Below are 24,385 nucleotides of genomic sequence, written 5' to 3'. Positions count from 1 at the left end.
CAGCCAAGAATTTACAAAAATATGACAACATTAGAAAAAGCAAAGCTTTGGTTAAGCGATACCTTCGATAAGGAAACAAAAGATGCTGTTCAATTATTAATTGACAGCAATTCTCCGGATTTGGAAGATTCTTTTTACAGAGAATTAGAATTCGGAACAGGAGGAATGAGAGGAATTATGGGTGTTGGAACCAATCGTTTAAATAAATACACGTTAGGTCAAGCAACACAGGGACTTGCGAATTATATGCTACAGCAATTTCAAGGTGAGGAAATTAGCGTTGCAATTGCTTATGATGTAAGAAATAACTCAAAGGAATTTGGGAAATTGGTTGCTGATGTTTTAACAGCAAACGGAATTAAAGTTTTGCTTTTCAAAAACCACAGACCAACTCCGGAATTGTCTTTTACTGTTCGTGACAGAAAATGCAACGGAGGAATTGTGTTGACAGCTTCACACAATCCGCCAGAATATAATGGGTATAAAGTTTATTGGAATGACGGTGCACAGATAGTTCCGCCACATGATGAGGCGATTATCAATGAAGTATATTCTGTGAAATTTGAAGAAATTAAATTTAACGGAAATGATGATTTAATCGAATGGATCGGAGAGGAGCAGGATGATGTTTACATTGATGCCTGTATCGAAAATTCAACTTACCAAGATGTTGAAAAAGGAAATTTAAATATCGTTTTCACATCAATTCACGGAACGACCTATACTACAGTTCCTCAAGCTTTGAAAAAAGCAGGTTTTAAGAAAATTGACTTGGTTAAAGAACAGATGATTCCAAGTGGAAATTTCCCGACGGTAGATTCTCCGAATCCGGAAGAGCCTGCAGCTTTGGAAATGGCAATGGATTTAGCTAAAATCACCAATGCAGATATCGTCATCGGAACAGATCCTGATGGTGACAGATTAGGAATTGCGGTGAGAAATCTGGAAGGTGAAATTCAGTTATTGAATGGAAATCAATGTAATACCATTTTAACTTATTATATTTTAGACCAATGGAAAAAACAAGGAAAAATTACAGGAAAAGAATTCATCGGTTCTACGATTGTAACTTCAGATATTTTCTTTGATATTGCTGAAAAATTCGGTGTTGACTGTAAAGTTGGATTAACAGGTTTCAAATGGATCGGAAAAATGATTCGTGATTTTGAAGGTCAGGAAAAATTCATTTGTGGTGGTGAAGAAAGTTTCGGATTTATGACGGGAGATTTCGTTCGCGATAAAGATTCTTGTGGAAGCATTATTTTGGCTTGTGAAATTGCAGCTTGGTGCAAAGCCAACGGAAGAACGATGTACGAATACCTTATTGAAATTTATCAGGAAACCGGAATGTATTACGAAGGTTTAATTAATATCGTTAAAAAAGGTAGAGACGGAGCAGAAGAAATTCAGAATATGATGAAGAATTTCCGTGAAAATCCTCCGAAATCTTTGGCTGGTTCATTGGTTGAAGAAGTAAAAGATTTTAAGGAGCAAACCAATTTTGTAGTTTCTGAAAATCAGAAACACGTAATGGATGATATTCCAAAATCAAATGTTTTAATTTATTACACACAGGACGGCACAAAAGTTTGCGTAAGACCTTCAGGAACAGAACCAAAAATCAAATTTTACGTTTCTGTGAAACAAAATTTAAACTCAAAAGAAGATTTTGAATCAACTCTAAAATCTTTAGAACAAAAAATAGAAGAAGTAAGAAAAGATCTTCAGTTAAATTAAAATAAGGTTGCAGAAATTAGATTTAGATAATATTAAATTATATAAGTAATAGCAAATACCTTGTGTTCTTTGCTGAGTGAAATCGAAGATTCGACGTAGTCAAACGCCTTTGCGAACTTAAAAACAGTTAGTTGTTAAAAAAAACTTTGCAAACTTTGCGTTAAAATTAGAACAAATAACGGTTCCTATAATATAATTCCTGCAGCCTAAAAAATAATATATTAAAAGTAAATAAAAGTGAAAGTTTCAAAATTAGCAGCGAACCTCATTGGTTCTGAAATTGTAAAAATTGGTAACGAAGTAAATGATTTAAAGGCGAAAGGAGCAGAGATTGCTAATCTTACGATTGGTGATTTGAATTCTAATCTTTACCCGATTCCTGCAGAATTAAAAGAAGAAATTCAGAAAGCGTATCAGAATAATTTAACCAATTATCCGCCTGCAAACGGATTATTGTCTTTGAGAAATGAAGTTTCAAAAGACTTGAAAACAAGATGGAATTTAGATTATTCAGCGAATGATATTTTAATTACAGCAGGTTCAAGACCGTTGATTTATGCGGTTTATAAAGTAATTGTTGACGAAGGCGATAAGGTAATTTATCCTACACCTTCTTGGAACAACAATCATTACGCATATCTTACTTCTGCTGATGCAATTGAGGTGAAGACAACTCCAGAAAACAATTTCTTACCGACTGCTGATGATTTGAGACCTCACTTAAGCGGAGCTGTTCTTTTAGCACTTTGTTCGCCATTAAATCCTACAGGAACTATGTTCACGGAAGCTCAATTGAGAGAAATCTGTGAAATGATTTTGGAGGAAAACAGCAAAAGAGGTGCAGACGAAAAGCCGTTATATTTAATGTATGATCAGATTTATTCTAATCTTACTTTCGGTGCAAAACACGTTGATCCGGTTTCTCTTTTCCCTGAAATGAGAGAATTTACAATTTATATCGAAGGTATTTCTAAATGTCTGGCAGCGACTGGAGTTCGTGTTGGTTGGGGATTTGGTCCTGCCAACGTAATTGATAAGATGAAGGCTTTGTTGACTCACGTTGGAGCTTGGGCACCAAAACCGGAGCAGGAAGCAACGGCAAAATATTTCCAGAATGCTGATAATGTAAACACATTCATCAATGATTTTAAAAGAAAACTGGAAGCGAGTCTGAAAGTTCTTCACAACGGAATTCAGGATTTAAAAGCTAAAGGTTTAGCAGTAGAAAGCATCGAACCGATGGGAGCGCTTTATCTGACCATAAAATTAGATTACATCGGAAAAACAAAACCTGACGGAACGGTCATTGAAAATTCTTCAGACTTAGTTTTCTATTTAATCAATGATGCAGGAGTTGCTTTAGTTCCTTTCTCAGCATTTGGAGAGGCTAAATCTGAGCCTTGGTTCAGAGCTTCTGTTGGAGGTTTAGATATCACTGAAATTGAAGTAATGATGCCAAAATTAGAGAATGCTTTAAATAATTTGAAATAATTTTTTAGTTTATTGTAGAATTTGAACTTTAAGAAAAATCACATAAAATTGCCGAAGGTTTGTACTTCGGCAATTTTTTTAACCGAAATATTTAATTAAAAATTATCCATAATTTATTGATGAAATTTCAGAGGAGAACTTTTCTTGAAACAAAATGGTTAAGCTACTCAACGTTGGCAATTATCATTTTAGTTATTCTGAGTGTTTGGCTTTCCGGAACAAATTCTCACAGATCTTTATTTCAAAATTCTATATTATCAACTTCCATTTTAGCTACAACATTTTTTGTGTTTATTACTGCAGGATTATATTTTGGTTTGAAACTTAAAGATAATGTAGGTCATATTTTACATAAGGAAAGAATTAAAAAATATGTTGACAAAACTCCTAAAATTGATGGCTTAGATTTCGATGTTCCTGATTTAGGCGACGCAGAAGGATGTGGTGGTGTAATACTTTCGGTTATTTTATGGATTTTATTTACAGTTGTTCTTGTTTTTCTATTATATTTCTTAGGAGTTTTCTTTTGGGCGACGATTTTATTTTTTGTCGCCATGCTATATTGGATTTTTTTCCGAGCTTTACGATTAGTATTTAAAAATTCAAGGAAATGTAAAGGCAACTTACTGAAAAGTTTTGCTTTCGGATTTTTTTATTCGTTTCTGTACATCTCATGGATTTACGGAATTATCTTTTTAGTTAATTATTTAAACTAAAAAATCACTTTTAATAATTTATATTTAAATAAAATGAAAATTATCGCTGTTATTCCTGCGCGTTACGAAGCCAGCCGTTTTCCCGCAAAACTGATGCAGATTTTGGGTAAAAAAACAGTCATTACAACAACCTATCAAAATGTTGTAGAAACTGGGCTTTTTGATGAAGTTTTTGTGGCAACAGATTCAGAAATTATTTTTAACGAGATTGAAAATAACGGCGGAAAAGCTGTAATGACGGGACAACACGAAACGGGAAGCGACCGAATTGCAGAAGCTGTACAGAATATCGACTGTGATATTGTGATCAACGTTCAGGGAGACGAGCCGTTTTTAAAATTAGAACCTTTAAAGCAACTGATTCAGGTTTTTAAAGAAGATGAAAATCAGGAAATTTCCTTAGCTTCGTTAAAAATAAAACTTCACGAAAAAGAAGAAATTGAAAACCCGAATAATGTAAAGGTAATTACTGATAACAATGGTTTTGCACTGTATTTCAGTCGTTCGGTAATTCCTTTTCACAGAGAAGTTTCTTATGATGTTGATTATTTTAAGCACATTGGAGTTTACGCTTTCAGAAAACATGCTTTGCTTCAGTTTTCAAAACTGGAAATGAAACCTCTTGAAATTTCTGAAAAAATAGAATGCATACGTTACCTGGAATATGGGATGAAAATCAAACTGATAGAAACCAATTTCATTGGAGTCGGGATTGATACACCGGAAGATTTGGAAAAGGCGAGAAAATTAATTTGAAAATTTGGTAATTTGATATTTGAAAATGTTTTGTTATCGTCATTCATTTTCAAATTGACTGATTCTCAAATTTTCAAATTAAAAAACCTTATATTTGACTTGATAAAAATGATTGAATGAAGAAATTACTTTTAGTATTCGTCCTTATATTTTCGCAACTATCTTTCGCTCAGACCGCTAAAGAAATTATTGATAAAAACATTGAATTATCCGGAGGACTAACGAGCTGGAAGCTTTTAAATTCAGTATTACTTCAGGGAAAAGTAATCTTGGGAATTAAAGATGAATATCCTATTAAGATATATCAGCAAAGACCTAATTTAACCAAAACGGTTCTTACAATCAACGGAAAAGATACCGCAATTGAAGGCTACGACGGAACTAAAGGGTATGCAATGAATTACGCAGCCAATAAACTTCAGGTCTACGCAGAATATGTTCCGGAAAGTTTTGATAATGATTTTATCGACTGGGAGAACAAAGGATTTGAAGCTAAATATTTAGGCAAAGAAAAAGTAGGAGATATCTACTGTCATAAGGTGGAACTTACAAAAAATGTAAATAAAAATCTGTATTATTTTGATACCAAATCTTTTATGCTTTTAAAAGAAGTGAAAAAAGAAGAAACATTAAATTATTCAGATTATAAAAAAGTAGGTAACTTGGTTATGCCGTTCAGAATAGAATCTGCAAGCACAAAAAAAGACGGAGACTACGTCATGCTTCTGAACAAAGTGGAAATAAATAAAGTATTTCCTGCCAATATTTTTAAATTTTAATACTTGAATTAACATAACAGCAAAGCAGTAAATTAAATAAAAATGAAAAAAATCTTTTTAATATTACTTTCTTTCGTAGCATTTTTTAACAGCTGCGCTCAGAAAAAGACCGACGTTTCTAAAGCTAAAAGTAAAGAACTTATGGGAAAAACAATATACGATTACAAAGTAGAAGCTCTTGAAGAAGGGAAAGAAATCAATTTTGCTGACTTCAAAGGAAAGAAAATTCTTATCGTGAATACAGCTTCAGAATGTGGTTTCACGCCTCAATATGCTGATCTTGAAAAATTATCGAACGAATATAAAGATAAGTTAGTTGTTATAGGATTTCCTGCCAACAATTTTGGCGGACAGGAACCTGGTTCAAACGTTGAGATCGGAGCATTTTGCCAGAAAAATTATGGCGTAACATTTCCATTAGCTGCAAAAGTTTCTGTAAAAGGAGATGACATCGCACCAATTTTTAAATATCTGACCGAAAAAGAATTGAATGGAGTAAAAAACACAAGCATTCTTTGGAATTTCACTAAATTTTTGGTTGATGAAAACGGTAAGTTAGTAGATTCATTTATCAGTACCACAAAACCTACTGATGAAGCGATTACGAAGTATTTGAAATAAAAAATCTTAGTATTAAATAAAATAAACTCCGCTTAGAATTTTTCTGAGCGGAGTTTATTGTTTTGGATATTTATGTTTCAAAATTGACCATTAACGATTTGTAGTTAACATCAAGTTATTCATTACTTTTCTCTGCAAAGCCAAAAATATTTCCCAATTTAATACTTGAGTAACCGTTACTTTTTATCTTGCTCGAATTAATCATTGCCTTAGCTAAAACATTTGTAGGCAGAGGTTTCTGACTTTCAAAAAGACCGAGTTTATTGGCAAATTTGATAATTCTACTGCCTAAAACTTCGCCGGATCTTTCAGAATCTTTTCTTTCAAGCATTCCTGGTTTGAAAATAGTTATTTTATTAAAATGTAGTTTTCTCACCGCATCTTCTAATTCGCCCTTCATTTTAGAATAGAAAATTTTCGATTGAGGATTGGCTCCGTATGCGGAAACTAAAATATAATCTTCCACATTATTATCTTTGGCAGCTTTCGCAAACTGAAACTGATAGTCATAATCAACTTTTCTCTGTGCTTCTTTACTTCCGGCATCTTTGAGCGTAGTTCCCAGACATGAAAAAGCAACATCACCTTTTACTGAATCTTTCCATTCTTCAGGCTTTTCAAAATCAACAATGTGGGTTTTCAGTTTTTCGTTTTGAATAGTTAATGGTTTACGTACAAAAACATCTACCTGCTCGAAATCTTTATCGCTCAATAACTGTTTAACCAAATCTTTTCCTGTAGCGCCTGTTGCACCAATGACCAAAGCTTTCATAATAATTTTGATTTATGGATGTTTAAAATCCTGAGATTTCTTTCTTAAATTTACTAAATTTAGACCAAAGTTTAAGAATTAATTATTTTACCATCAGTCATCACCTACTAAATATTACTTATAAAAAATGGATGCCAACGAAATTTTAGATTATTGCTTATCCAAAAAAGGAGTTACCGAAACTTTTCCTTTTGATAATGAAACGCTTGTGATGAAAGTAGCCACAAAAATGTTTTTGTTGATGTCTTTAGAAAAACAACCTTTGACAATCGCAGTAAAAACCGATCCCGAATGGAGTGCAGAACTTCGTGAGCAACATCCGCAGATTACCGGAGCCTTTCACATGAATAAAACGCATTGGAACTCAGTCGCAATTGATGGTTTGAAAAAACAGTTAATTTTAAAATTGATCGATCATTCTTATGATTTGGTTTTTAAATCTTTAACGAAAAAATCGAAAGAGGAGATTGAGAATTCTTAAATTGATTTTCAGTTAATGTAATTTGATTATTTTTATTTATTTTGAACTTGTATTTAAATATAACTGTCATATAATTAGTTATTTAACATAATAAATTTGTCAATAAAAAGTGATAATTACTATTGTGAATATTACTTTTATTTTTTTTCTTTGAAGCGTTAAAACCCAAATGCGCAAAAAAGTTTAAACACAAATTTATTATTAATCAAAAAATTTTATTCAATGAAAAATTTTAAAAAATTATCTCGAAATGATCTTAAAACAGTAAAGGCAGGCGAGAGACAAACATGGTTTGTAGAAACCTCTTGTGGAGTATCTGCTATGACTACCCAAGACTGGACTTATCAACAAGTTGACGAATGGGAAGCAAAACTTGAAGCATATTACTGTCCGAAACCAGTTTACAGTGGTAATGATGCTATACATCTTGCTTAATTAATGTACATCGATGCACTTATAGTAGTAATAATTACTCTGTAAGTGCAATTTTATTTATAATTTATAGCTTATGTATTATCATAAAAAACTATTTCATCTGTTAGTTTTATTTTGTAGTGTTTTAATATCTGCTCACTCGAACAAAAAAGATACATTGCGTGGTGAGTTTACTTATCTGTTAAAAGCTAAATTCGACACACGAAATGATCTTAGAGCTGAAGAATTTTTTTCATTACAAGTAGGCGATAATCGTGCATTTTTTGCAGATGTTATATCTCTGAAAGGCGATTCGGTAATGGCTAATTCTAGAACACGAACCCAGAATTCCGATGGTAGTACAACTGTTGGTTGGAAAAAAGGGATAGTGATTCCAAAAACGAATTTTAACTTTACCATCATACAATCAAATAAAAATATACAGTATTTTGATTATGCAGGAATGTCATTACTCACCTATAAAGAATCGGTAATAAACAATTGGAAACTTGTAGATGAAGTTAAAGTAATCAATACCATCAATTGTAAAAAAGCGGAAGTTACCTTTAAAGGAAGAAACTGGATTGCATGGTATTCCCCCGAAATTCCGTTTCCTTACGGTCCTATGAAATTTAGCGGATTACCGGGATTAATTATAAAAATCATGGATGATAAAGGAGATTTTGACTTCGAATTGGTAAGATCTGTATCTGATTCTAAATTAAAAGGAAAATTGGTTAACATTAAGAAAAGCAGATATACTGAAGCGATAGAAACTACACAGCCCAAACTTAAACAGGCACAAAGAAATGCAAGAGCTAATTTGGCTGCTGAACTTGCAAGCTATGGAACTACCATTCTAGAAGGAAAAGAAATGTTAAGACAAAGAGAAAAAGAAAGAGAAAAGGCAATAGAAGAAAATAAAAAATATGCAAATCCGTTAGAATTAGAAAACTAAAAAAGAAACTCTTCCGTCAATCTTTTATCCTCATCCAATCTTTCAATCAATTTATCCAAACCTTCAAATTTGATTTCCTCATGCAGAAAATCTCTGAATTTCACAGTGATGTTTTCATCATAAATATCTCCCTCAAAATCAAGAATATAAACTTCAATAGTTAGTTTTTCTCCATTAACGGTTGGGTTTGTTCCGACGCTCAACATTCCTTTATATAGTTGATCTTTTATAAAAACTTCAACTATATAAGCACCTTTTTTAGGTAAAAGTTTAATGGATTCTGTCGAAATATTAGCCGTTGGATAGCCGATAGTTCTGCCTAATTTCTTCCCATGAACCACCGTTCCAGAGATAGAGTAGGAGTAACCCAACATTTCGTTGGCTTCTTTAATATTTCCTGCTAAAAGTGCATTTCTTATCTTGGTAGAACTGATATTATTCTCATGAATATTGATGGCTTCCATTTGTTCGACCTCAAAATCTAGTTCTGTTGACATTTTTTGAAGCAATTCAAAATTTCCGCTTTTATTTTTGCCGAAAGAATGGTCGTAACCGATGATCAGATATTTTACATTTAATTTCTCAATTAAAATCTGACGTACAAATTCTTCTCCGGTAAGATTTCTGAATTCATCATCAAATTCTTTTACAAATAAATTATTGATGGTATATTTTTCCATCAGAAATTTCTTTTCCTCAATCGTGTTGAGAAGTTTTAAATCTTCATTTGGATTAAAAACAAACCTCGGATGCGGCCAGAAAGTAAGGATTGCAGTCTCTAAATTATTCTCAGAACCCACTTTTTTCAGCTCGTCGATAATGTACTTATGGCCAAGATGCACACCGTCAAACATCCCTAAAGACAATGCTAAAGGCTTTTCTGAGTGGTAATCTTTAAAATTCTTGAAGATATTCAAAACGGAAAAATTTTGACAGCAAATATAAACATTATGTAACAATGTATCGATATAACAATTTACCAATGTTTTCAGCCGTAAAATGATTGGGAAACTAGTAAATTTTTACAATGGTAAATTATTGAAAAAGCATGATAAAAATCTTTTTTTTAGGAATTGCAGGTTTGTTAAGATTCATTATATTTGCACCAAGAAAAAATTTAGCAATGGCAAACCAAATTAAAGGAAAAATTTCTCAAATTATTGGTCCTGTAATCGACGTAGTTTTTAATAATGTGGAAGCAATTCCTAGTATTTATGATGCGTTAGAGATTATCAAAGGGAACGGTGAAAAAGTAGTCTTAGAGGTAGAACAACATATTGGTGAAGATACAGTAAGATGTATCGCAATGGATGCTACAGACGGTCTTCAAAGAGGGCAGGAAGTTATAGGATATGGTAATCCTATCATGATGCCAATCGGTGAAGCTGTAAACGGAAGACTATTCAACGTTGTTGGGGATGCTATCGACGGGCTTCAAAATATTTCTAAGGAAGGTGGTCTTCCAATTCACAGACCAGCTCCGAAATTTGATCAACTTTCAACTTCTGCAGAAGTTTTATTCACAGGTATTAAAGTAATCGACTTAGTTGAGCCTTACGCAAAAGGAGGTAAAATTGGTTTGTTCGGTGGTGCTGGTGTTGGTAAAACAGTATTGATTCAGGAGTTGATTAACAATATTGCAAAAGGACACGGTGGTCTTTCTGTTTTTGCCGGAGTAGGTGAAAGAACGAGAGAAGGAAATGACCTTTTGAGAGAGATGCTAGAATCAGGTATTATTAAATACGGTGATGATTTTATGCACTCAATGGAAAACGGTGGTTGGGATCTTTCTAAAGTTGACCTAGAGGTTATGAAAGAATCTAAAGCTGCTTTCGTTTTCGGACAGATGAATGAGCCGCCAGGAGCAAGAGCTAGAGTAGCACTTTCTGGTCTTACATTAGCTGAGTACTACAGAGACGGTGGAGAAACAGGACAAGGTAGAGACGTATTGTTCTTCGTAGACAACATCTTCCGTTTTACACAGGCTGGTTCTGAGGTATCTGCACTATTGGGTCGTATGCCATCTGCGGTAGGTTACCAACCAACATTGGCATCTGAAATGGGTGCGATGCAGGAAAGAATTACTTCAACTAAAAATGGTTCAATTACTTCAGTACAAGCGGTTTACGTGCCTGCGGATGATTTAACTGACCCGGCTCCTGCTACAACGTTTGCTCACCTTGATGCAACAACTGTACTAGATAGAAAAATTGCTTCATTAGGTATTTACCCAGCAGTAGATCCATTGGCTTCTACGTCAAGAATCTTGGCTCCGGAAATTATCGGTGAAGAACATTATAACTGTGCTCAGAGAGTGAAAGAAATTCTTCAGAGATACAAAGCTCTTCAAGATATCATCGCAATCTTAGGTATGGAAGAACTTTCTGAAGAAGATAAATCTGTAGTGTACAGAGCTAGAAAAGTTCAGAGATTCTTGTCTCAACCTTTCCACGTAGCAGAACAGTTTACTGGTATTCCGGGATCATTGGTAGACATCAAAGATACCATCAAAGGATTCAACATGATTATGGATGGTGAATTAGATCACTTACCGGAAGCTGCTTTCAACTTGAAAGGAACTATCGAAGAGGCGATCGAAGCTGGACAAAAAATGTTAGCTGATAACGCATAATAATGCTGATTGTCGATAGCTTATAGCTATTTGCCGAAAGCCAAAAGCAATTTTAAAATGAATATAAAAATTTTAACACCAGAATTCGTGGTTTTTGAAGGAGACGTAAACTCTGTATTGTTGCCTGGGAAAAATGGTGAATTCCACATCATGAAAAACCACGCAGGAATCGTTTCTTCATTAGTTGGAGGTAAGGTTAAATTGTATGCAAATTCTATCAACGAAGCTTTTGCTAAAAACTTTACTAAAGAAAATGAAAAAGACTCTGTTTTTTCATATCCTATAAAAAGCGGTGTGATAGAATTTAATCACGATAAAGGAATTATCCTTTGCGAATAATTAAATTAAGAAGCTAAATATATTTTCAAGAAAGTGTAACTTTGTTACACTTTTTTTATGCCTTGTAAAATCCGATTCATGCAGAAAAGTTTAATCATCTTCTTTACAGTTCTGAGTTTTATATTGAATGCTCAGATTATAAAAACTAAAAGAGGAATCGTAAGTCTCGACGGAACTCATGTAGCCAAAATTACCAATAAATCCAATGAATATACTTTTATGGATTTAAAGGAAACACCGATTTTCACTGTTGAATTTGTTGACAAAAGTGTTGTAGATTCAGTACGAGACAGTTACGTGAAATTAAATAGGGTGTATAATCGTGAGAAAACTTTAGATTTAGATTACATATCACCATCTGCATTTTCGGGTGACGAAAAATCTGCTGTGTATACTTGCATAAAAGGTTTAAAAATTATTGATGAAAGAGGAATCAACATCAAAAATCTGGATGAGCTTTTCAAAAATATGCCCAAACGAAAACTTGATACTAAAACCAAAGAAGCTTACACAACGCGGACAAAAATTGATAAATTAAACATCGAAGTCAACAGTGTTGGTGAGATTTTAAGCAATGGTGTTCCTGTAGGATATTTTACCAATTTACCGGTAAGTTTCGGTTCAGATGATCGTGTGACAGACAAAACTTTTATCGACATTGAAATCTATGATGCTAAAAGTAAATATATCGGAAAGTACATTACGACCACAAAACAAATCAAAACTGCGGGCGGAAAAACTTTTACATTATACAGAGAAATGTCGGGAAGAGCTTCGATTTTAAAATATCCCACTTACAAAGCAATCGCAGAACGTATGGCAATTTTGGATCCGAATTTTATTAAAATTCAGGAAAAAGTAATTGTGGGTGAAGTCGTGAAAGATGGAGTTGAAAAAGATAAAAAGTAAATTTTCTAAACAAATTTTTAATAAAAGCGAGGTAATTTGTTCAATAGGAACGGGCTTTAGCCCGTTTACCAAAAATTAAAGTTCAATTGGCTTTAGCCAAAACTTAAAAAATCCTGAGAAATAATTTTTTCAGGATTTTTATTTTATATACTGTCTATTCCTGAAATAACGATACACAAAAAAGAATCGTTATGAAAGAACCAGTGGAATCGCTTTATGTAAAGCGTACACAGAAAGATTACAGTTTGAGTTTTAAAGTTCAGATTGTAAAAGCAATTGAATCAGGAAAATTGGGAATTACAGAATGTCGTAAGAAATATGCGATACAATCTCGTTCCACGATTGTCAATTGGCTTAGAAAATACGGTAACTTTGATTGGGATAATCAAATACCAAGTTCTATGCAAAAAACTCCTGAACAAAGAATTATGGAATTGGAGGCTGAAGTAAAACTGCTTGAGAAACAAAAAGCCTTACTCGAAAGACAAGCCTACATTGCCGATAAAAAGGCTATCTTTTTCGATATGATGATCAACCTTGCTGAAAGCGAATACCATATCGATATCAGAAAAAACTCCGCATCCGCACAATCAACAACTTCCGCAGAACAGAAAAAGAAACCTTAGTTTTTACCTGTGGATTGTCCGGATTGGATAGACAAGTCTATTATAGAAGTTTGAAACGCAGCACAGTGCGAATGAGCAAAGCTCAACAAGTGGTCGCATTGGTGGAAGAAAAACGTATACTACAACCAAAGATTGGCGGTAAAAAGCTGTATTTTATGTTGAAAGAACCTTTAGGAGCTCTGAATATTGGCAGAGATAAGTTCTTTGGTATTTTACGGGCCAATCATTTACTGATTGTTCCAAAAAGAAGTTATCACGTCACGACCAACTCCCACCACCGCTTTAGAAAGCACAGAAATATGATATTGGACTATCAAATCACTAAACCCAATGAAGTTTGGGTGGCAGATATTACTTACATCGGAAACAGAAAGAATCCGAGTTATTTAAGTTTAATAACAGATGCATATTCCAAGAAAATTGTTGGGCATCACGTTGCGAATAATTTAAATACAGAAAGCAGTTTAATTGCATTGAAGAAAGCTTTTAAAAATAAAAAAGTGAATTTAGAATCGTTAATCCATCATTCTGACCGTGGTCTGCAGTATTGCTCTAATGAATACCAAAGATTATTGGGAAAGCACAACATCAATTGTAGTATGACGCAAAACTCAGACCCCTACGAAAATGCAGTGGCAGAAAGGATTAATGGAATTTTGAAACAAGAATTTGATATTGATAAATACGATATGGAAACAAAATTAAGAAGAAGGGTTGTAAATGAGTCAATTCAAATATACAATGAAGTAAGACCTCATTTTTCAAATCATTATTTAACCCCAAACCAAATGCACGAACAGTCCGTATTGAAAATGAAAACCTATAAAACAAAAAACCAAAGCAAAAACGTTTTTGCTTTGGTTTAATTATTTATTTTTGACCTATAATCTGTATCGATTTTTTAGGACGGGACATACATTATTAACAGTTAGTTTGTCATTCCGTAGGAATCTAAACTTATTTATTAGAAATAACTGCTGAGATTCCTACGGAATGAAAAACATTATTTTAAAAACTAAAAACTCACAAACTCAAAATCACTCCGTTTTCTTTCAATTGCTGCATCGGTTTTGAAAACCAGAATAATTCAAAATCTTCAAAATTATTTTCAAAATCAGTTTTCAATTGCTGTAAAGTAATGCGTTTCGGGTTCTCAAAAGTATTTTCCTGCAAAACTTTGATGAGCCATTCTCCTTTTTCCTGTTCAAAATCTACAAAAACAATATTGGTTTTTAAATGGAATGTAATTCTCTTGTACGCCCAAGAGTTTTGTTTTTTTGTTTTTATGTAATTCTCAGCGATTACGTTTTTCTCCAGAAAAATAATTTTTGAATTTCCTTTAAATGTAAAATTTTCTTCTTCCAAAAGTGAATCATGAATATAATCCGGATGAATCGTTGTTTTTGGAATTTTAAAGTCAAACCAATTTTGCAGCGGTAATTCAAAATTAATTCCGTGCATATAATTGAACAAAGATTTTTTTAAACCAAAACTAAATTTGCTGTGATCGATTCCGGTTTTGTCTGTAAAATCAATGTCGTTATTGGCAAATAAAATTTCTTGCTTGATTGGAGTTACTCCAAATTCCTCAGGATTCAATCCAACTGGTGAGTGAGCAGTCATCGCAAACTGGTGCCAAAATGCACTTTGCAGAATTCCCATCTCGAAAAGCTGACGAACCATCTCTAAAGAATCCACCGTTTCCTGAATGGTCTGAGTCGGATAGCCGTACATCAGATATGCATGAATCATTACTCCGGCTTCAGTGAAATTTCTTGTAACTTGAGCAACTTGTTCTACTGAAATTCCTTTATCGATTAATTTTAACAATCGGTCACTTGCAACTTCAAGTCCGCCAGAAACTGCAACACAACCTGAAAGTTTTAATAGAAAACATAGATCTTTGGTGAAGCTTTTTTCAAATCTGATATTCGTCCACCAGGTTACCACGAGATTTCTTCGCAAAATTTCCAAAGCAATTTCACGCATCAAAGCCGGAGGAGCCGCTTCATCCACAAAATGAAATCCGGTTTCGCCTGTTGTTGCGATTAATTCTTCCATTCTGTCAACCAAAATTTTAGCTGAAATAGGTTCGTAAATTTTTATGTAATCTAAAGAAATATCACAAAAAGTACATTTTCCCCAGTAGCAACCGTGCGCCATTGTGAGTTTATTCCATCTTCCGTCGCTCCACAAACTGTGCATCGGATTGGCAATTTCAATGACCGAAATATATTGATCTAACTGTAAATCAGTATAATCTGGGGTTCCAACCTGTGCCTGTTTATAATCGTGTTTTGTAGAATTATTTTTATAGACAACTTCTTCATTTTCAATTAAAAAGGTTCTCTTAAACTGAGAGTTTTCATTTTTATTTAATTTTTCATAAACCAATTCGAGAGGAACTTCACCGTCATCCAAAGTGATAAAATCAAAAAATTCAAAAACTCTTTTGTCTTTCACTTCTCTTAATTCTGTATTGGGAAAACCACCGCCCATTGCAATTTTAATATGTGGATAATTTTCTTTGATAAATTTCGCAGAACGAAAAGCAGAATATAAATTTCCAGGAAACGGAACCGAAAAACAAACCAATTTTGGCTGAACCAATTCCAGTTTTTTATGTAGAATTTTTAAAGTGATGTCATCAATAAAAGTCTGATCTGAATTTAATTTGGCGTACAATTCGTCAAAAGAATTGGCAGACTTTCCTAATCTTTCGGCATATCTGCTAAAACCGAAATCAGAATCAACATGTTCAACTATATAATCAGATAAATCTTCTAAATATAAAGTAGCCAGATGTTTAGCTTTATCTTGTAAACCCATATTTCCGAAAGCAAATTCCATATCATCGAGCTGATTAAAGCGGGAAGCTTCAGGTAAAAAATTCATTGAGCAAATCTGTCTCGCCAAAGTAGGATTTCTATTTTGTAAAAAAAGAATAACCTGATCGATAGTTTTAATGTACTCATCCCGTAAAGCAAAAATCCTCTGTGAGTTTTCGGAACTATTTTTTAAATCAATTTCTTTGTTGAAAATCTTTTGAATTCCTTCTTTTGAAAATAATTCCAAAATCACTTCAATCCCCAAATCAATTTGATAGCTTGATATATTCTTGGTATTTAAAAAACCTTTGATGTAAGCTGTCGCCGGATATGGAGTATTAAGTTGCGTTAAAGGTGGAGTTATAAGAAGAAGATCTTTCAAAAGTAATTTTTTGCAAATTTATTGTAAATCTTTAAGAATCTGCTTAGAATTTTGAAAAGTTTTTTAGCCACGAATGCACGAATTTATGTAATGCACACAAAAATATTAGTGCTTTCGTGGCAAAAAAATAAAAAAAAACCGTTAGAAAATTCTTCTAAAGGTTTTAAATTTATAAGTGTTAAAGCCAATAGCAAAAAGCCAAAAGCCATCAGCAATTTACATTTGCTTGTACTCAATATTCATTTGCTTTTCCATTTCTGCATAAGCTCCGGATTCTAATTTTTCTTTGATACCATCAAATGCTGCCAGAGTTTCATTGATTTCTGAATCTGTGTGTGAAGCGGTAGGAATTAATCTCAACAAAATCATTCCTTTTGGAATTACAGGATATACTACTACTGAAGTAAATACTCCGTAATTTTCTCTTAAATCTTTTGCTAAAAGGGTCGCTTCAATCGTAGTTCCCTGAATGAAAACCGGTGTTACACACGTATTGGTATTTCCAAGGTTGAAGCCTCTTTCTTTTAATCCGTTTTGAAGTTTATTTACGTTTTCCCATAATTTATCTTTAATTTCTGGGCGTGTTCTAAGCAATTCCAATCTTTTTAAACCTCCGATTACCATTGGCATTGTTAAAGATTTAGCAAAAATCTGAGAACGAAGATTGTATTTTAAAAATCTGATAATGGTTGCGTCTCCTGAAAGAAATGCTCCGAAACCAGCCATTGATTTAGCAAAAGTTGAAAAGTAAACATCAATCTGATCCTGACATCCTTGCTCTTCACCCGCTCCGGCTCCAGTCTTACCCAAAGTTCCAAAACCGTGTGCATCATCAACCAAAAGTCTGAAATTGAATTTAGATTTTAAATCACAGATTTCTTTCAGTTTCCCCTGCATTCCTCTCATTCCGAAAACACCTTCAGTAATCACTAAGATCCCTCCGCCGTTTTCTTCAGCAACTTTGGTTGCTCTCGCTAAGTTTTTTTCTAAACTCTCAATGTCATTATGTTTGAAAGTAAAACTTTTTCCCATGTGAAGACGAACCCCGTCAACGATACAAGCGTGAGAATCAGCATCATAAACAATTACGTCATGTCTAGTCACTAACGCATCGATACAAGAAACCATCCCTTGGTAACCGAAATTCAAAAGATAAGCAGCATCTTTTTGGGTAAATTCTGCCAATTCTTTTTCCAGTTGCTGATGTTGTTGAGTTTCACCAGACATTGCTCTAGCACCCATCGGATAAAACATTCCGAATTCTGCAGCTGCTTTTGCATCAGCCTCTAAAACTTCAGGATGATTACACAATCCTAAATAATCATTAGCACTCCAGAAAATTACATCTTTACCTTGAAATTTCATTCTCGGGCCAATCGGACCTTCCAATTTTGGGAATACAAAATATCCTTCTGCGTAGTCTGCAAATTGACCAAGCGGTCCCGGATTTTGTTTTATTCTTTCAAAAATATCTACCATTGTATGAGTATGTTTTATGTAAAAAAGCCTTTTGTGATTTACGAAAAGGCTTGATTTATATTAATTTATTTTTCTTATTTGATGAATTCTGTTTTGAAAACTTCATCATAGTTGTGGAAACAGTTGTTGATGAAACCTTGTTCTTCCATCCACTTATCGCTGTATACTTTTGTAATGTAACGTGAACCGTGATCTGGATAAATCATGACAACGAAATCATTTTCAGTCAGTTCATGAGATTGTGCATATTGTATCAATCCCTGAGTAACAGCACCTGTGGTGTAACCTCCCATGATCGCTTCCTTTAAAGCAATTTCACGAGTTCTGTACGCAGACATTTCGTCGTTGACTCTCACAAATTCATCCACTTTATCAAAAAGAAGGGCTGAAGGAATTAAATTTTTCCCCATTCCTTCAATTTGGTAAGGATGAACATCTTCTTTATGAATTTCTCCGGTTTCGTGGTAACTTTTCAAAATAGATCCGTCAGCATCTACACCGATGATTTTTATGTTTGGATTTTTTTCTTTTAAGAATTTTGCAGAACCAGATAACGTTCCGCCAGTTCCTGTACATGCAAAAAGGTGAGTAATTTTACCTTCCGTCTGTTCCCAAATCTCAGGACCTGTGGTCTGATAATGGGCATCAACATTCAATTCATTAAAATACTGATTGATATAAACAGAATTTGGGGTTTCGGCAGCAATTCTCTTTGCTACTTCATAATATGATCTTGGGTCATTCGCAGGTACATTCGCAGGACATATATATACTGTAGCACCAAGAGCCTTCAGATAAGCTATTTTTTCAGCTTTTGTTTTGTCACTTACAGCTAAAATACATTTATATCCTTTAATGATACAAACCATAGCCAGTGAAAAACCTGTATTTCCGGAAGTAGTTTCTACAACTACAGAATCTTCCTTTAATAAACCTTTTTTCTCAGCGTTTTCAATAATATGAAGTGCGATTCTATCTTTGGTGGAATGTCCAGGATTATATGATTCTAACTTGGCATAAACTTTTGCAGGAATCTCTTTAGTTACCGTATTAAGTTTCACTAAAGGGGTGTTCCCAATCAAGCCAAGAATATTATCGTAAACATTACTCATTATTTGTTATTTTTTTCAAATAAAATCTGACCGCAAAAATACAAAAAAATAAATAATTTTTAAACTTTTCAGAAATTATAAGTGCTGAAAGTAGAATTATCTCTTTAAGACCTGTAATTTGAAGCCTCCAAACGCTCACAAAAAGCAAGCCAATCTTTTAAATTTTGTTAAAATCAAAATAAAATGAAGTAAAAACCTTATTTTCGCACTAATTGATTTTATACTATGAAAAACTGGACTTTTAGGCAATGGAACACCCTTCTCGGATGGGTGATTTTCGTCATTGCATTTTTCACGTACTTGTCAACGATAGAACCCAATTTTAGTTTTTGGGATTGTGGTGAGTACATTTCTTCAGCCGTAAAATTAGAGGTAACACACGCACCGGGAGCAGCTTTGTTCCAGATTGTGGGTGCTGTGGCTGCGATGTTTGCGTTTGGGAAAGGTGAAAATTATTCTGTTGTAATTAATGGAATGTCTGCATTATTCAGTGCATTTACAATTTTGTTTTTGTTCTGGACAATTACGCATTTTGTAAGAAGACTTCTCAATAAAGATTTTGAGGAAGTTACAAAACATCAGGAAATTGCTATTCTTTTTGCCGGAGCAATTGGAGCTCTTTGTTTTACCTGGTCAGATACGTTCTGGTTTTCTGCGGTAGAAGGAGAAGTTTACTCAATGGCATCTTTGTTTATTGCTATTTTGGTTTGGCTCATCACCAAATGGGAGAACGAGTACAAAGAAGTAGATAATGAACGATGGATTATTTTAATCTTCTTTGTTGTGGGGCTTTCTGTGGGAGTTCACATGATGTGTATGTTGGCACTTCCTGCAATATGTTTAGTGTACTATGCAAGAAATTATGAATTTACCTGGAAGAATTTCCTTTGGGCAAATGCGATTACATTAGGAATATTAATTATTGTCTTCAAAATTATTTTCCCGGTAATCATGTCATTATTCGGAAAACTTGAAATCTTCTTTGTCAATGGTATCGGTCTTCCTTTCCACTCAGGAACGATTGCCGGTTTCATTATATTGGTTGCACTTTGTTATTTCATTTTGAAATATGCAAGACAAGCCAAGAAAAATATTTTTCAAACTATTGCTTTATCAGTAGTTTATATGATGATTGGTTTCTCTTGTTGGATGGTAATTCCGATCAGAGCGAATGCAAATCCGCCAATGAACCTGAATGATCCTGATACCGCAATTGGTATGCTTGATTATTACAACAGAGAGCAATATGGTGACTGGCCTACAATTTACGGTCAAAACTACACCGCATTTTTAGATAACAGCGGGATTGAAAAGAATGAAGACGGAAGTTTTAAAACTACAAAAACAGGAGAAGTTTTTGAAAAAGATGAGAAAACAGGAACGTACAGAAAAACAAGTGACCGTTTTAATTACGTTTTCAATCCGGCTCATGTAAGTTTGATGCCGAGAATGTTCAATGAGGATAAAGCTGTAATGGCAAATTATATCTCAATGTACGGGGCACCAGATTTTCAGTTTAATTATGCTAACGAAAATATTGCAGACGATCCTCAGGCTAAAGAAATATTTGATGAGCTTAGAGCTAAATATGAAGATAAATCAATCACGGTTCAGGATTATTTAAAGGTAAAACCTTATGAGCTGATTACTGTTCAGAGACCTTCTCTTGCTCAGAATATGGATTACTTTATCACGTTCCAAAATAATTATTACTTCATCAGATATCTGTTATGGAACTTCGCCGGAAGACAAAATGATTTGGAAGGAAGCAGTGAAAATACGAGTGGAAACTGGATTTCCGGGATTCCTTTTATCGATAATACTTTGTTAGGAAATCAGGATGCAATGCCTGCGAAGTTTAATAACGAAAGTACGGTAGCATTCTTCTTTTTACCTTTATTATTAGGAATTATCGGATGTTATTTCCAGTTTATGAGAGATTTTGGTAGATTTTATGCCATTTTATCATTATTTATATTAACGAGTGTGGGAATCGTTTTCTACACTGGAATGAAACCTTTCGAGCCAAGAGAAAGAGATTACGCAGTGGTCGGTTCCTTCTACGCCTTTGCAATATGGATTGGGCTCGGTGCCGGAGCAATTCTCTGGTATTTACAATCCAAAGTTAAATCAAATGCAGCCAACATCGGTTTTGGAGTTGTTCTAATGGCCATTCCTTTGATGATGGGCTTCCAGAATTATAATGTTCACGACAGAAGCGGAAGATATACAGCGTACGATTATTCATATTCAATGTTAAAATCTTTGCCAAAAGATGATATTCTATTTGTGTATGGAGATAACGATACGTATCCGGTTTGGGCGATGCAGGAAACTGAAAGATTCCGTGATGATGTGAAGGTGGTGAACTTTACGCTTCTTTCAACTCCTTGGAATATCGATCAGGTAAAAAGAAAAACATATAACGCCAGCGGAATCCCAAGTCAGTTGACCCACGACGATTACAGAGACGGTTCTAATGACCAGATTTATCTGATGAAAAAAGATGACTGGAAGAATATTTTAGCCAATCTTCAAGAGTCAGGAGCTCCTGCAAATCTTTTACAGCCGTTCCAGAAATATTTGGTTCAGGATTCAATGACATTAAAAGAAGCGGTGAATTTCCTTAAAGTGAAGTCTCCTGAAAAAGATGAAATTTTAAAAATGATCTTCGGTGAAGCACGTTATGAGAAATACAACTTCTTACCTGTAAACAAATTTATTTTACCAGTAAACAAGCAAAATGCTTTAAAAGCAGGAATCATTAATGCTTCAGACGTTCCAAATACGGTTAATCAAATCATGATTGACTACAAATCAGGAACGTTATACAAAAACAACCTGATGATGTTTGATATTTTGGCAAACTTTGATTGGAAACGTCCGATTAACTTCTCTTCAGGTGGAGTGTATGAAAGCGAAAACATTTTCTTCTTAGACGAATATCTTCAGTTTGACGGTTTCAGTTACAGATTAGTACCAATTCATACACCAAGAAGCAGTGATGGAGAAATGGGCAGAGTAGATGCCAACTCATTGTACAACGTTGTGAAAAACTTCAAATGGGGTAATTTCAAAGATCTGAATGTTCATTTTGATGAGACAGCTACTTCAAATATCATCAGCTACAGAAGTTCTGCAAGTAGAGCTGCCGCAGCTTTAGCTTTGTCAGGGCAAAAAGGAAAAGCTTTAGAGATTTTAGATTTAGCATCAAAAGAAATTCCTGCAGAGAAATACAATGATCCACGTTCGTTAAGTTCAATGGTTTACGGTTACATCGTTGCCAGACAAGAGCAAAAAGCTTTAAAATTAGCTGAAATCTTGAAGAAAGGAATTTTCGAAGAGTACGATTATTATTTAAGTTTAAGTAAATCTGAGCAGGCATTTACTGGAAGACAGATGAGATCAAAACCAATGGAATATTCTCTTGTAGTAACTGCCGTTACGGATGCTTATAAAAAGATCGGACAAAAAGAAAAAGCTTACGCTTACCTGGTGAAATCTATCGAACCAATTGATAAGAAATTCAATGTTTTCGTAAAAGATCTTCAGCAGATGGGCAAAGAAAAAGCGATGAAAGAATCTGAAAAAGTACAGGAAATCACCCCTTTCTATCAGTATTTATTTGATATTATGGAACCTTTTGATTCTACTTATTCAAAAGAAAAAGAAGATCAGATTACTTCAGCAATTATCAAAGCGACACAGTAAAAAATCAAATTTTAAAATACTTCAAAACGGAACTTCGGTTCCGTTTTTTTTATTGTTGATATTCAAGAATAATAGGATTATATTTGTGCATCAAAAAAACGCGATGGCCGAAAACACCAGTAAAAATCTCCCGCTGTATGCTGTAATCTTTGCAGTTATTGCAAAACTTTATTTTCTATTAACGCACCATATTCAGGAAGACGCTTTCATTACCTGGCGGGTTGCCCAAAATTTATTGGATTACGGAGTGATTGGTTTCAATGGTGATACCAAAATATCGGCTTCTACAACACATTTGTATGTTTTCGTTTCTTATTTTTTTAATTTAATTTTTGGGAAAGAAAACTTTATCGAACCTCTTTTGATTTTAAACACCATTCTTTTTACTATTGGAAGTTTATTTCTTTCTCATTTATTATTAAAAAATCCTTGGCATAAAGCAATCTTTATCTTTTTATTTGGGCTTCTGCCGCCTTCCATCAAGATTTCAATTCTTGGAATGGAATACGGAATTCTGTTCTTCCTTGAAATGGCTTTGCTTTATTATGGTTTTAAAAAGGAAAAAAAATGGGCACTGATTGTATTTCCTATTTTAATTTTATTTACAAGAATTGATACCGTAATTTTCCTCGGAATTGTCTTTTTAGTCGATACTTTTTGGAACAGAAAAATAAAATGGGCCTATATTTTAGGTGGAATTTTGGGAGTATCCGCAGCATTGGCTTTCAACTGGTTTTACTTTGGTGAATTGGTGAATAATACGATTGTTGCCAAAAAGTTGGCATACGACAGAGTGTATACTTTGCATCAGGATTTCGAATATTTCAGATTAAATTACGGAAACTTCTGGGGGATGCTGAAGCTTCCCGGTGACTTCAATCCGGTGACGATTGTTATTGCTGTTTTTGAGTTGTTATGTTTTATTTATTTAATCAGACAGAGAGAAAAAAGAAATTATTTCTTATGGATTATTTTCCTGTTTGCATGGACGAAACAGATTATTTTTCTTTCACAAAAAAGCCTTTTCGACTGGTATTATTGGGTGCCGCAGATTTTACTGTTCGTTCCGGTTTTAATCTTTGTTTTAGAACAAAAAGTAAAAAGAAACTGGTGGCTTTCGGCATTGGTTATTGTCTATATTTTACCGATGCTGGCTTTCCAAACAATCCATTCTATCGCAACAGGAAACGGTGAATGGAATTACAGAAGATCGATTGGCTTGTTTCTGAATATGTACGAAAAAGACAAAAAACAATGGATTTTGCTCGAACCTGCGGGATACATTCCTTATTTTTCTGGCTTAAAAACGATCGACGAAGTTGGATTGGTCGATAAACAAATTCAAAGCGAAATCAAAAAAGACAAGCCTCATTATTGGTTAAATACCGTTAAAAAAAGACAACCAAAATATCTGCTTTCCTACAATAATTTATTTGAAGGAAAAGATGCCTATTATTATAAAACACATTATAAATTGTTAAATGAATTTCGAGTGAAAAATCATCTGCAAAGTGACAACAAGATTTTAGAGAAAATTTACAAACTGAAGCCTTCCGGAACAGATTATAATCTTTATGAGAAAATTAAGTAATAAGTAAAAAGAGCCAAGTAAAAAGTAATTTTAACTCTAAAACTCTAAAAC

General features: G+C 33.8%; 21 protein-coding genes. 16 read left to right on the top strand and 5 right to left on the bottom strand.

All coding sequences use genetic code 11. The annotated features are described in order from the left end of the window. Nucleotides 1-21 precede the first annotated feature (21 nt). The 6 genes from LNP04_RS02810 (at nt 22) to LNP04_RS02785 (ending at nt 6,100) form a co-directional block, all read left to right on the top strand. Nucleotides 22-1,737: a phospho-sugar mutase gene (locus tag LNP04_RS02810; protein ID WP_229985068.1), complete on the top strand. Its 1,716-nt coding sequence runs from the start codon at nt 22-24 to the stop codon at nt 1,735-1,737. Between the two features lie 237 nt (nt 1,738-1,974). Continuing rightward, nucleotides 1,975-3,228 carry a pyridoxal phosphate-dependent aminotransferase gene (locus LNP04_RS02805; RefSeq protein ID WP_229985067.1) on the top strand — a complete coding sequence of 418 codons (1,254 nt, stop codon included), beginning with the start codon at nt 1,975-1,977 and terminating at the stop codon, nt 3,226-3,228. A gap of 119 nt (nt 3,229-3,347) precedes the next feature. Continuing rightward, nucleotides 3,348-3,944, top strand: coding sequence for a hypothetical protein (locus LNP04_RS02800; protein ID WP_229985066.1), 597 nt, complete (start codon nt 3,348-3,350; stop codon nt 3,942-3,944). Nucleotides 3,945-3,977: 33 nt separating this feature from the next. Further along, a complete protein-coding gene (gene kdsB, locus LNP04_RS02795; protein ID WP_229985065.1) occupies nt 3,978-4,700 on the top strand; it encodes a 3-deoxy-manno-octulosonate cytidylyltransferase in 723 nt (240 codons plus the stop codon). Nucleotides 4,701-4,816: 116 nt separating this feature from the next. Continuing rightward, nucleotides 4,817-5,479 carry an outer membrane lipoprotein-sorting protein gene (locus tag LNP04_RS02790; RefSeq protein WP_229985064.1) on the top strand — a complete coding sequence of 221 codons (663 nt, stop codon included), beginning with the start codon at nt 4,817-4,819 and terminating at the stop codon, nt 5,477-5,479. A gap of 42 nt (nt 5,480-5,521) precedes the next feature. Further along, the gene (locus LNP04_RS02785; protein ID WP_229985063.1) at nt 5,522-6,100 is read left to right on the top strand and encodes a glutathione peroxidase; all 579 of its coding nucleotides are present in this window, start codon (nt 5,522-5,524) and stop codon (nt 6,098-6,100) included. Nucleotides 6,101-6,215: 115 nt separating this feature from the next. On the opposite strand, the gene LNP04_RS02780 is transcribed toward LNP04_RS02785, so the two are convergent. Continuing rightward, nucleotides 6,216-6,872, bottom strand: a complete 657-nt coding sequence (locus tag LNP04_RS02780; RefSeq protein WP_229985062.1) for an NAD(P)H-binding protein — start codon at nt 6,870-6,872, stop codon at nt 6,216-6,218. A gap of 127 nt (nt 6,873-6,999) precedes the next feature. Here LNP04_RS02780 and LNP04_RS02775 point away from each other — a divergent pair, with 127 nt between their 5' ends. The 3 genes from LNP04_RS02775 to LNP04_RS02765 all read left to right on the top strand — a co-directional run bounded on the left by LNP04_RS02775 (nt 7,000) and on the right by LNP04_RS02765 (nt 8,725). Then, nucleotides 7,000-7,353: an MmcQ/YjbR family DNA-binding protein gene (locus LNP04_RS02775; RefSeq protein WP_229985061.1), complete on the top strand. Its 354-nt coding sequence runs from the start codon at nt 7,000-7,002 to the stop codon at nt 7,351-7,353. A 222-nt stretch (nt 7,354-7,575) separates the two neighbouring features. Next, nucleotides 7,576-7,788 carry a bacteriocin-like protein gene (locus LNP04_RS02770; protein ID WP_229985060.1) on the top strand — a complete coding sequence of 71 codons (213 nt, stop codon included), beginning with the start codon at nt 7,576-7,578 and terminating at the stop codon, nt 7,786-7,788. 73 nt (nt 7,789-7,861) lie between these two features. After that, nucleotides 7,862-8,725: a GLPGLI family protein gene (locus tag LNP04_RS02765; protein ID WP_229985059.1), complete on the top strand. Its 864-nt coding sequence runs from the start codon at nt 7,862-7,864 to the stop codon at nt 8,723-8,725. Here LNP04_RS02765 and LNP04_RS02760 read toward each other — a convergent pair. Next, nucleotides 8,722-9,642: a bifunctional riboflavin kinase/FAD synthetase gene (locus LNP04_RS02760; protein WP_229985058.1), complete on the bottom strand. Its 921-nt coding sequence runs from the start codon at nt 9,640-9,642 to the stop codon at nt 8,722-8,724. The genes LNP04_RS02765 and LNP04_RS02760 overlap by 4 nt on opposite strands. A gap of 206 nt (nt 9,643-9,848) precedes the next feature. Between LNP04_RS02760 and atpD the strand changes: the two genes are divergently transcribed. The 5 genes from atpD (at nt 9,849) to LNP04_RS02735 (ending at nt 14,097) form a co-directional block, all read left to right on the top strand. Beyond that, the gene (gene atpD / locus LNP04_RS02755) at nt 9,849-11,357 is read left to right on the top strand and encodes a F0F1 ATP synthase subunit beta (RefSeq protein ID WP_229986337.1); all 1,509 of its coding nucleotides are present in this window, start codon (nt 9,849-9,851) and stop codon (nt 11,355-11,357) included. A gap of 57 nt (nt 11,358-11,414) precedes the next feature. Beyond that, nucleotides 11,415-11,696, top strand: a complete 282-nt coding sequence (locus tag LNP04_RS02750) for a F0F1 ATP synthase subunit epsilon (protein WP_229985057.1) — start codon at nt 11,415-11,417, stop codon at nt 11,694-11,696. Between the two features lie 78 nt (nt 11,697-11,774). After that, the gene (locus LNP04_RS02745; RefSeq protein WP_229985056.1) at nt 11,775-12,605 is read left to right on the top strand and encodes a hypothetical protein; all 831 of its coding nucleotides are present in this window, start codon (nt 11,775-11,777) and stop codon (nt 12,603-12,605) included. A 191-nt stretch (nt 12,606-12,796) separates the two neighbouring features. Continuing rightward, nucleotides 12,797-13,231 carry a hypothetical protein gene (locus tag LNP04_RS02740; protein WP_229983440.1) on the top strand — a complete coding sequence of 145 codons (435 nt, stop codon included), beginning with the start codon at nt 12,797-12,799 and terminating at the stop codon, nt 13,229-13,231. Nucleotides 13,232-13,245: 14 nt separating this feature from the next. Beyond that, on the top strand, nt 13,246-14,097 hold the full coding sequence (locus tag LNP04_RS02735; protein WP_324292105.1) for an IS3 family transposase: 852 nt from the start codon (nt 13,246-13,248) through the stop codon (nt 14,095-14,097). Between the two features lie 157 nt (nt 14,098-14,254). Here LNP04_RS02735 and LNP04_RS02730 read toward each other — a convergent pair whose 3' ends face one another. From LNP04_RS02730 to LNP04_RS02720, 3 genes are all read right to left on the bottom strand, one after another. After that, nucleotides 14,255-16,441, bottom strand: coding sequence for a radical SAM protein (locus tag LNP04_RS02730; protein ID WP_229985054.1), 2,187 nt, complete (start codon nt 16,439-16,441; stop codon nt 14,255-14,257). A 216-nt stretch (nt 16,442-16,657) separates the two neighbouring features. Continuing rightward, the gene (locus LNP04_RS02725; protein ID WP_229985053.1) at nt 16,658-17,920 is read right to left on the bottom strand and encodes a pyridoxal phosphate-dependent aminotransferase family protein; all 1,263 of its coding nucleotides are present in this window, start codon (nt 17,918-17,920) and stop codon (nt 16,658-16,660) included. Nucleotides 17,921-17,994: 74 nt separating this feature from the next. Further along, the gene (locus tag LNP04_RS02720; protein WP_162089074.1) at nt 17,995-19,032 is read right to left on the bottom strand and encodes a PLP-dependent cysteine synthase family protein; all 1,038 of its coding nucleotides are present in this window, start codon (nt 19,030-19,032) and stop codon (nt 17,995-17,997) included. A 225-nt stretch (nt 19,033-19,257) separates the two neighbouring features. On the opposite strand from LNP04_RS02720, the gene LNP04_RS02715 reads away from it, so the two are divergent. Both LNP04_RS02715 and LNP04_RS02710 read left to right on the top strand, forming a co-directional pair. Continuing rightward, on the top strand, nt 19,258-22,743 hold the full coding sequence (locus tag LNP04_RS02715) for a DUF2723 domain-containing protein (protein ID WP_229985052.1): 3,486 nt from the start codon (nt 19,258-19,260) through the stop codon (nt 22,741-22,743). A 103-nt stretch (nt 22,744-22,846) separates the two neighbouring features. After that, on the top strand, nt 22,847-24,334 hold the full coding sequence (locus LNP04_RS02710; protein WP_229985051.1) for a hypothetical protein: 1,488 nt from the start codon (nt 22,847-22,849) through the stop codon (nt 24,332-24,334). The last annotated feature ends 51 nt before the right edge of the window (nt 24,335-24,385 follow it).

Origin of the sequence: Chryseobacterium sp. C-71 (assembly GCF_020911865.1) — a bacterium.
Lineage (GTDB): Bacteria > Bacteroidota > Bacteroidia > Flavobacteriales > Weeksellaceae > Chryseobacterium.
Note: the sequence above shows the minus strand (reverse complement) of the source record. Positions and strands in the feature narration are given on the sequence as shown.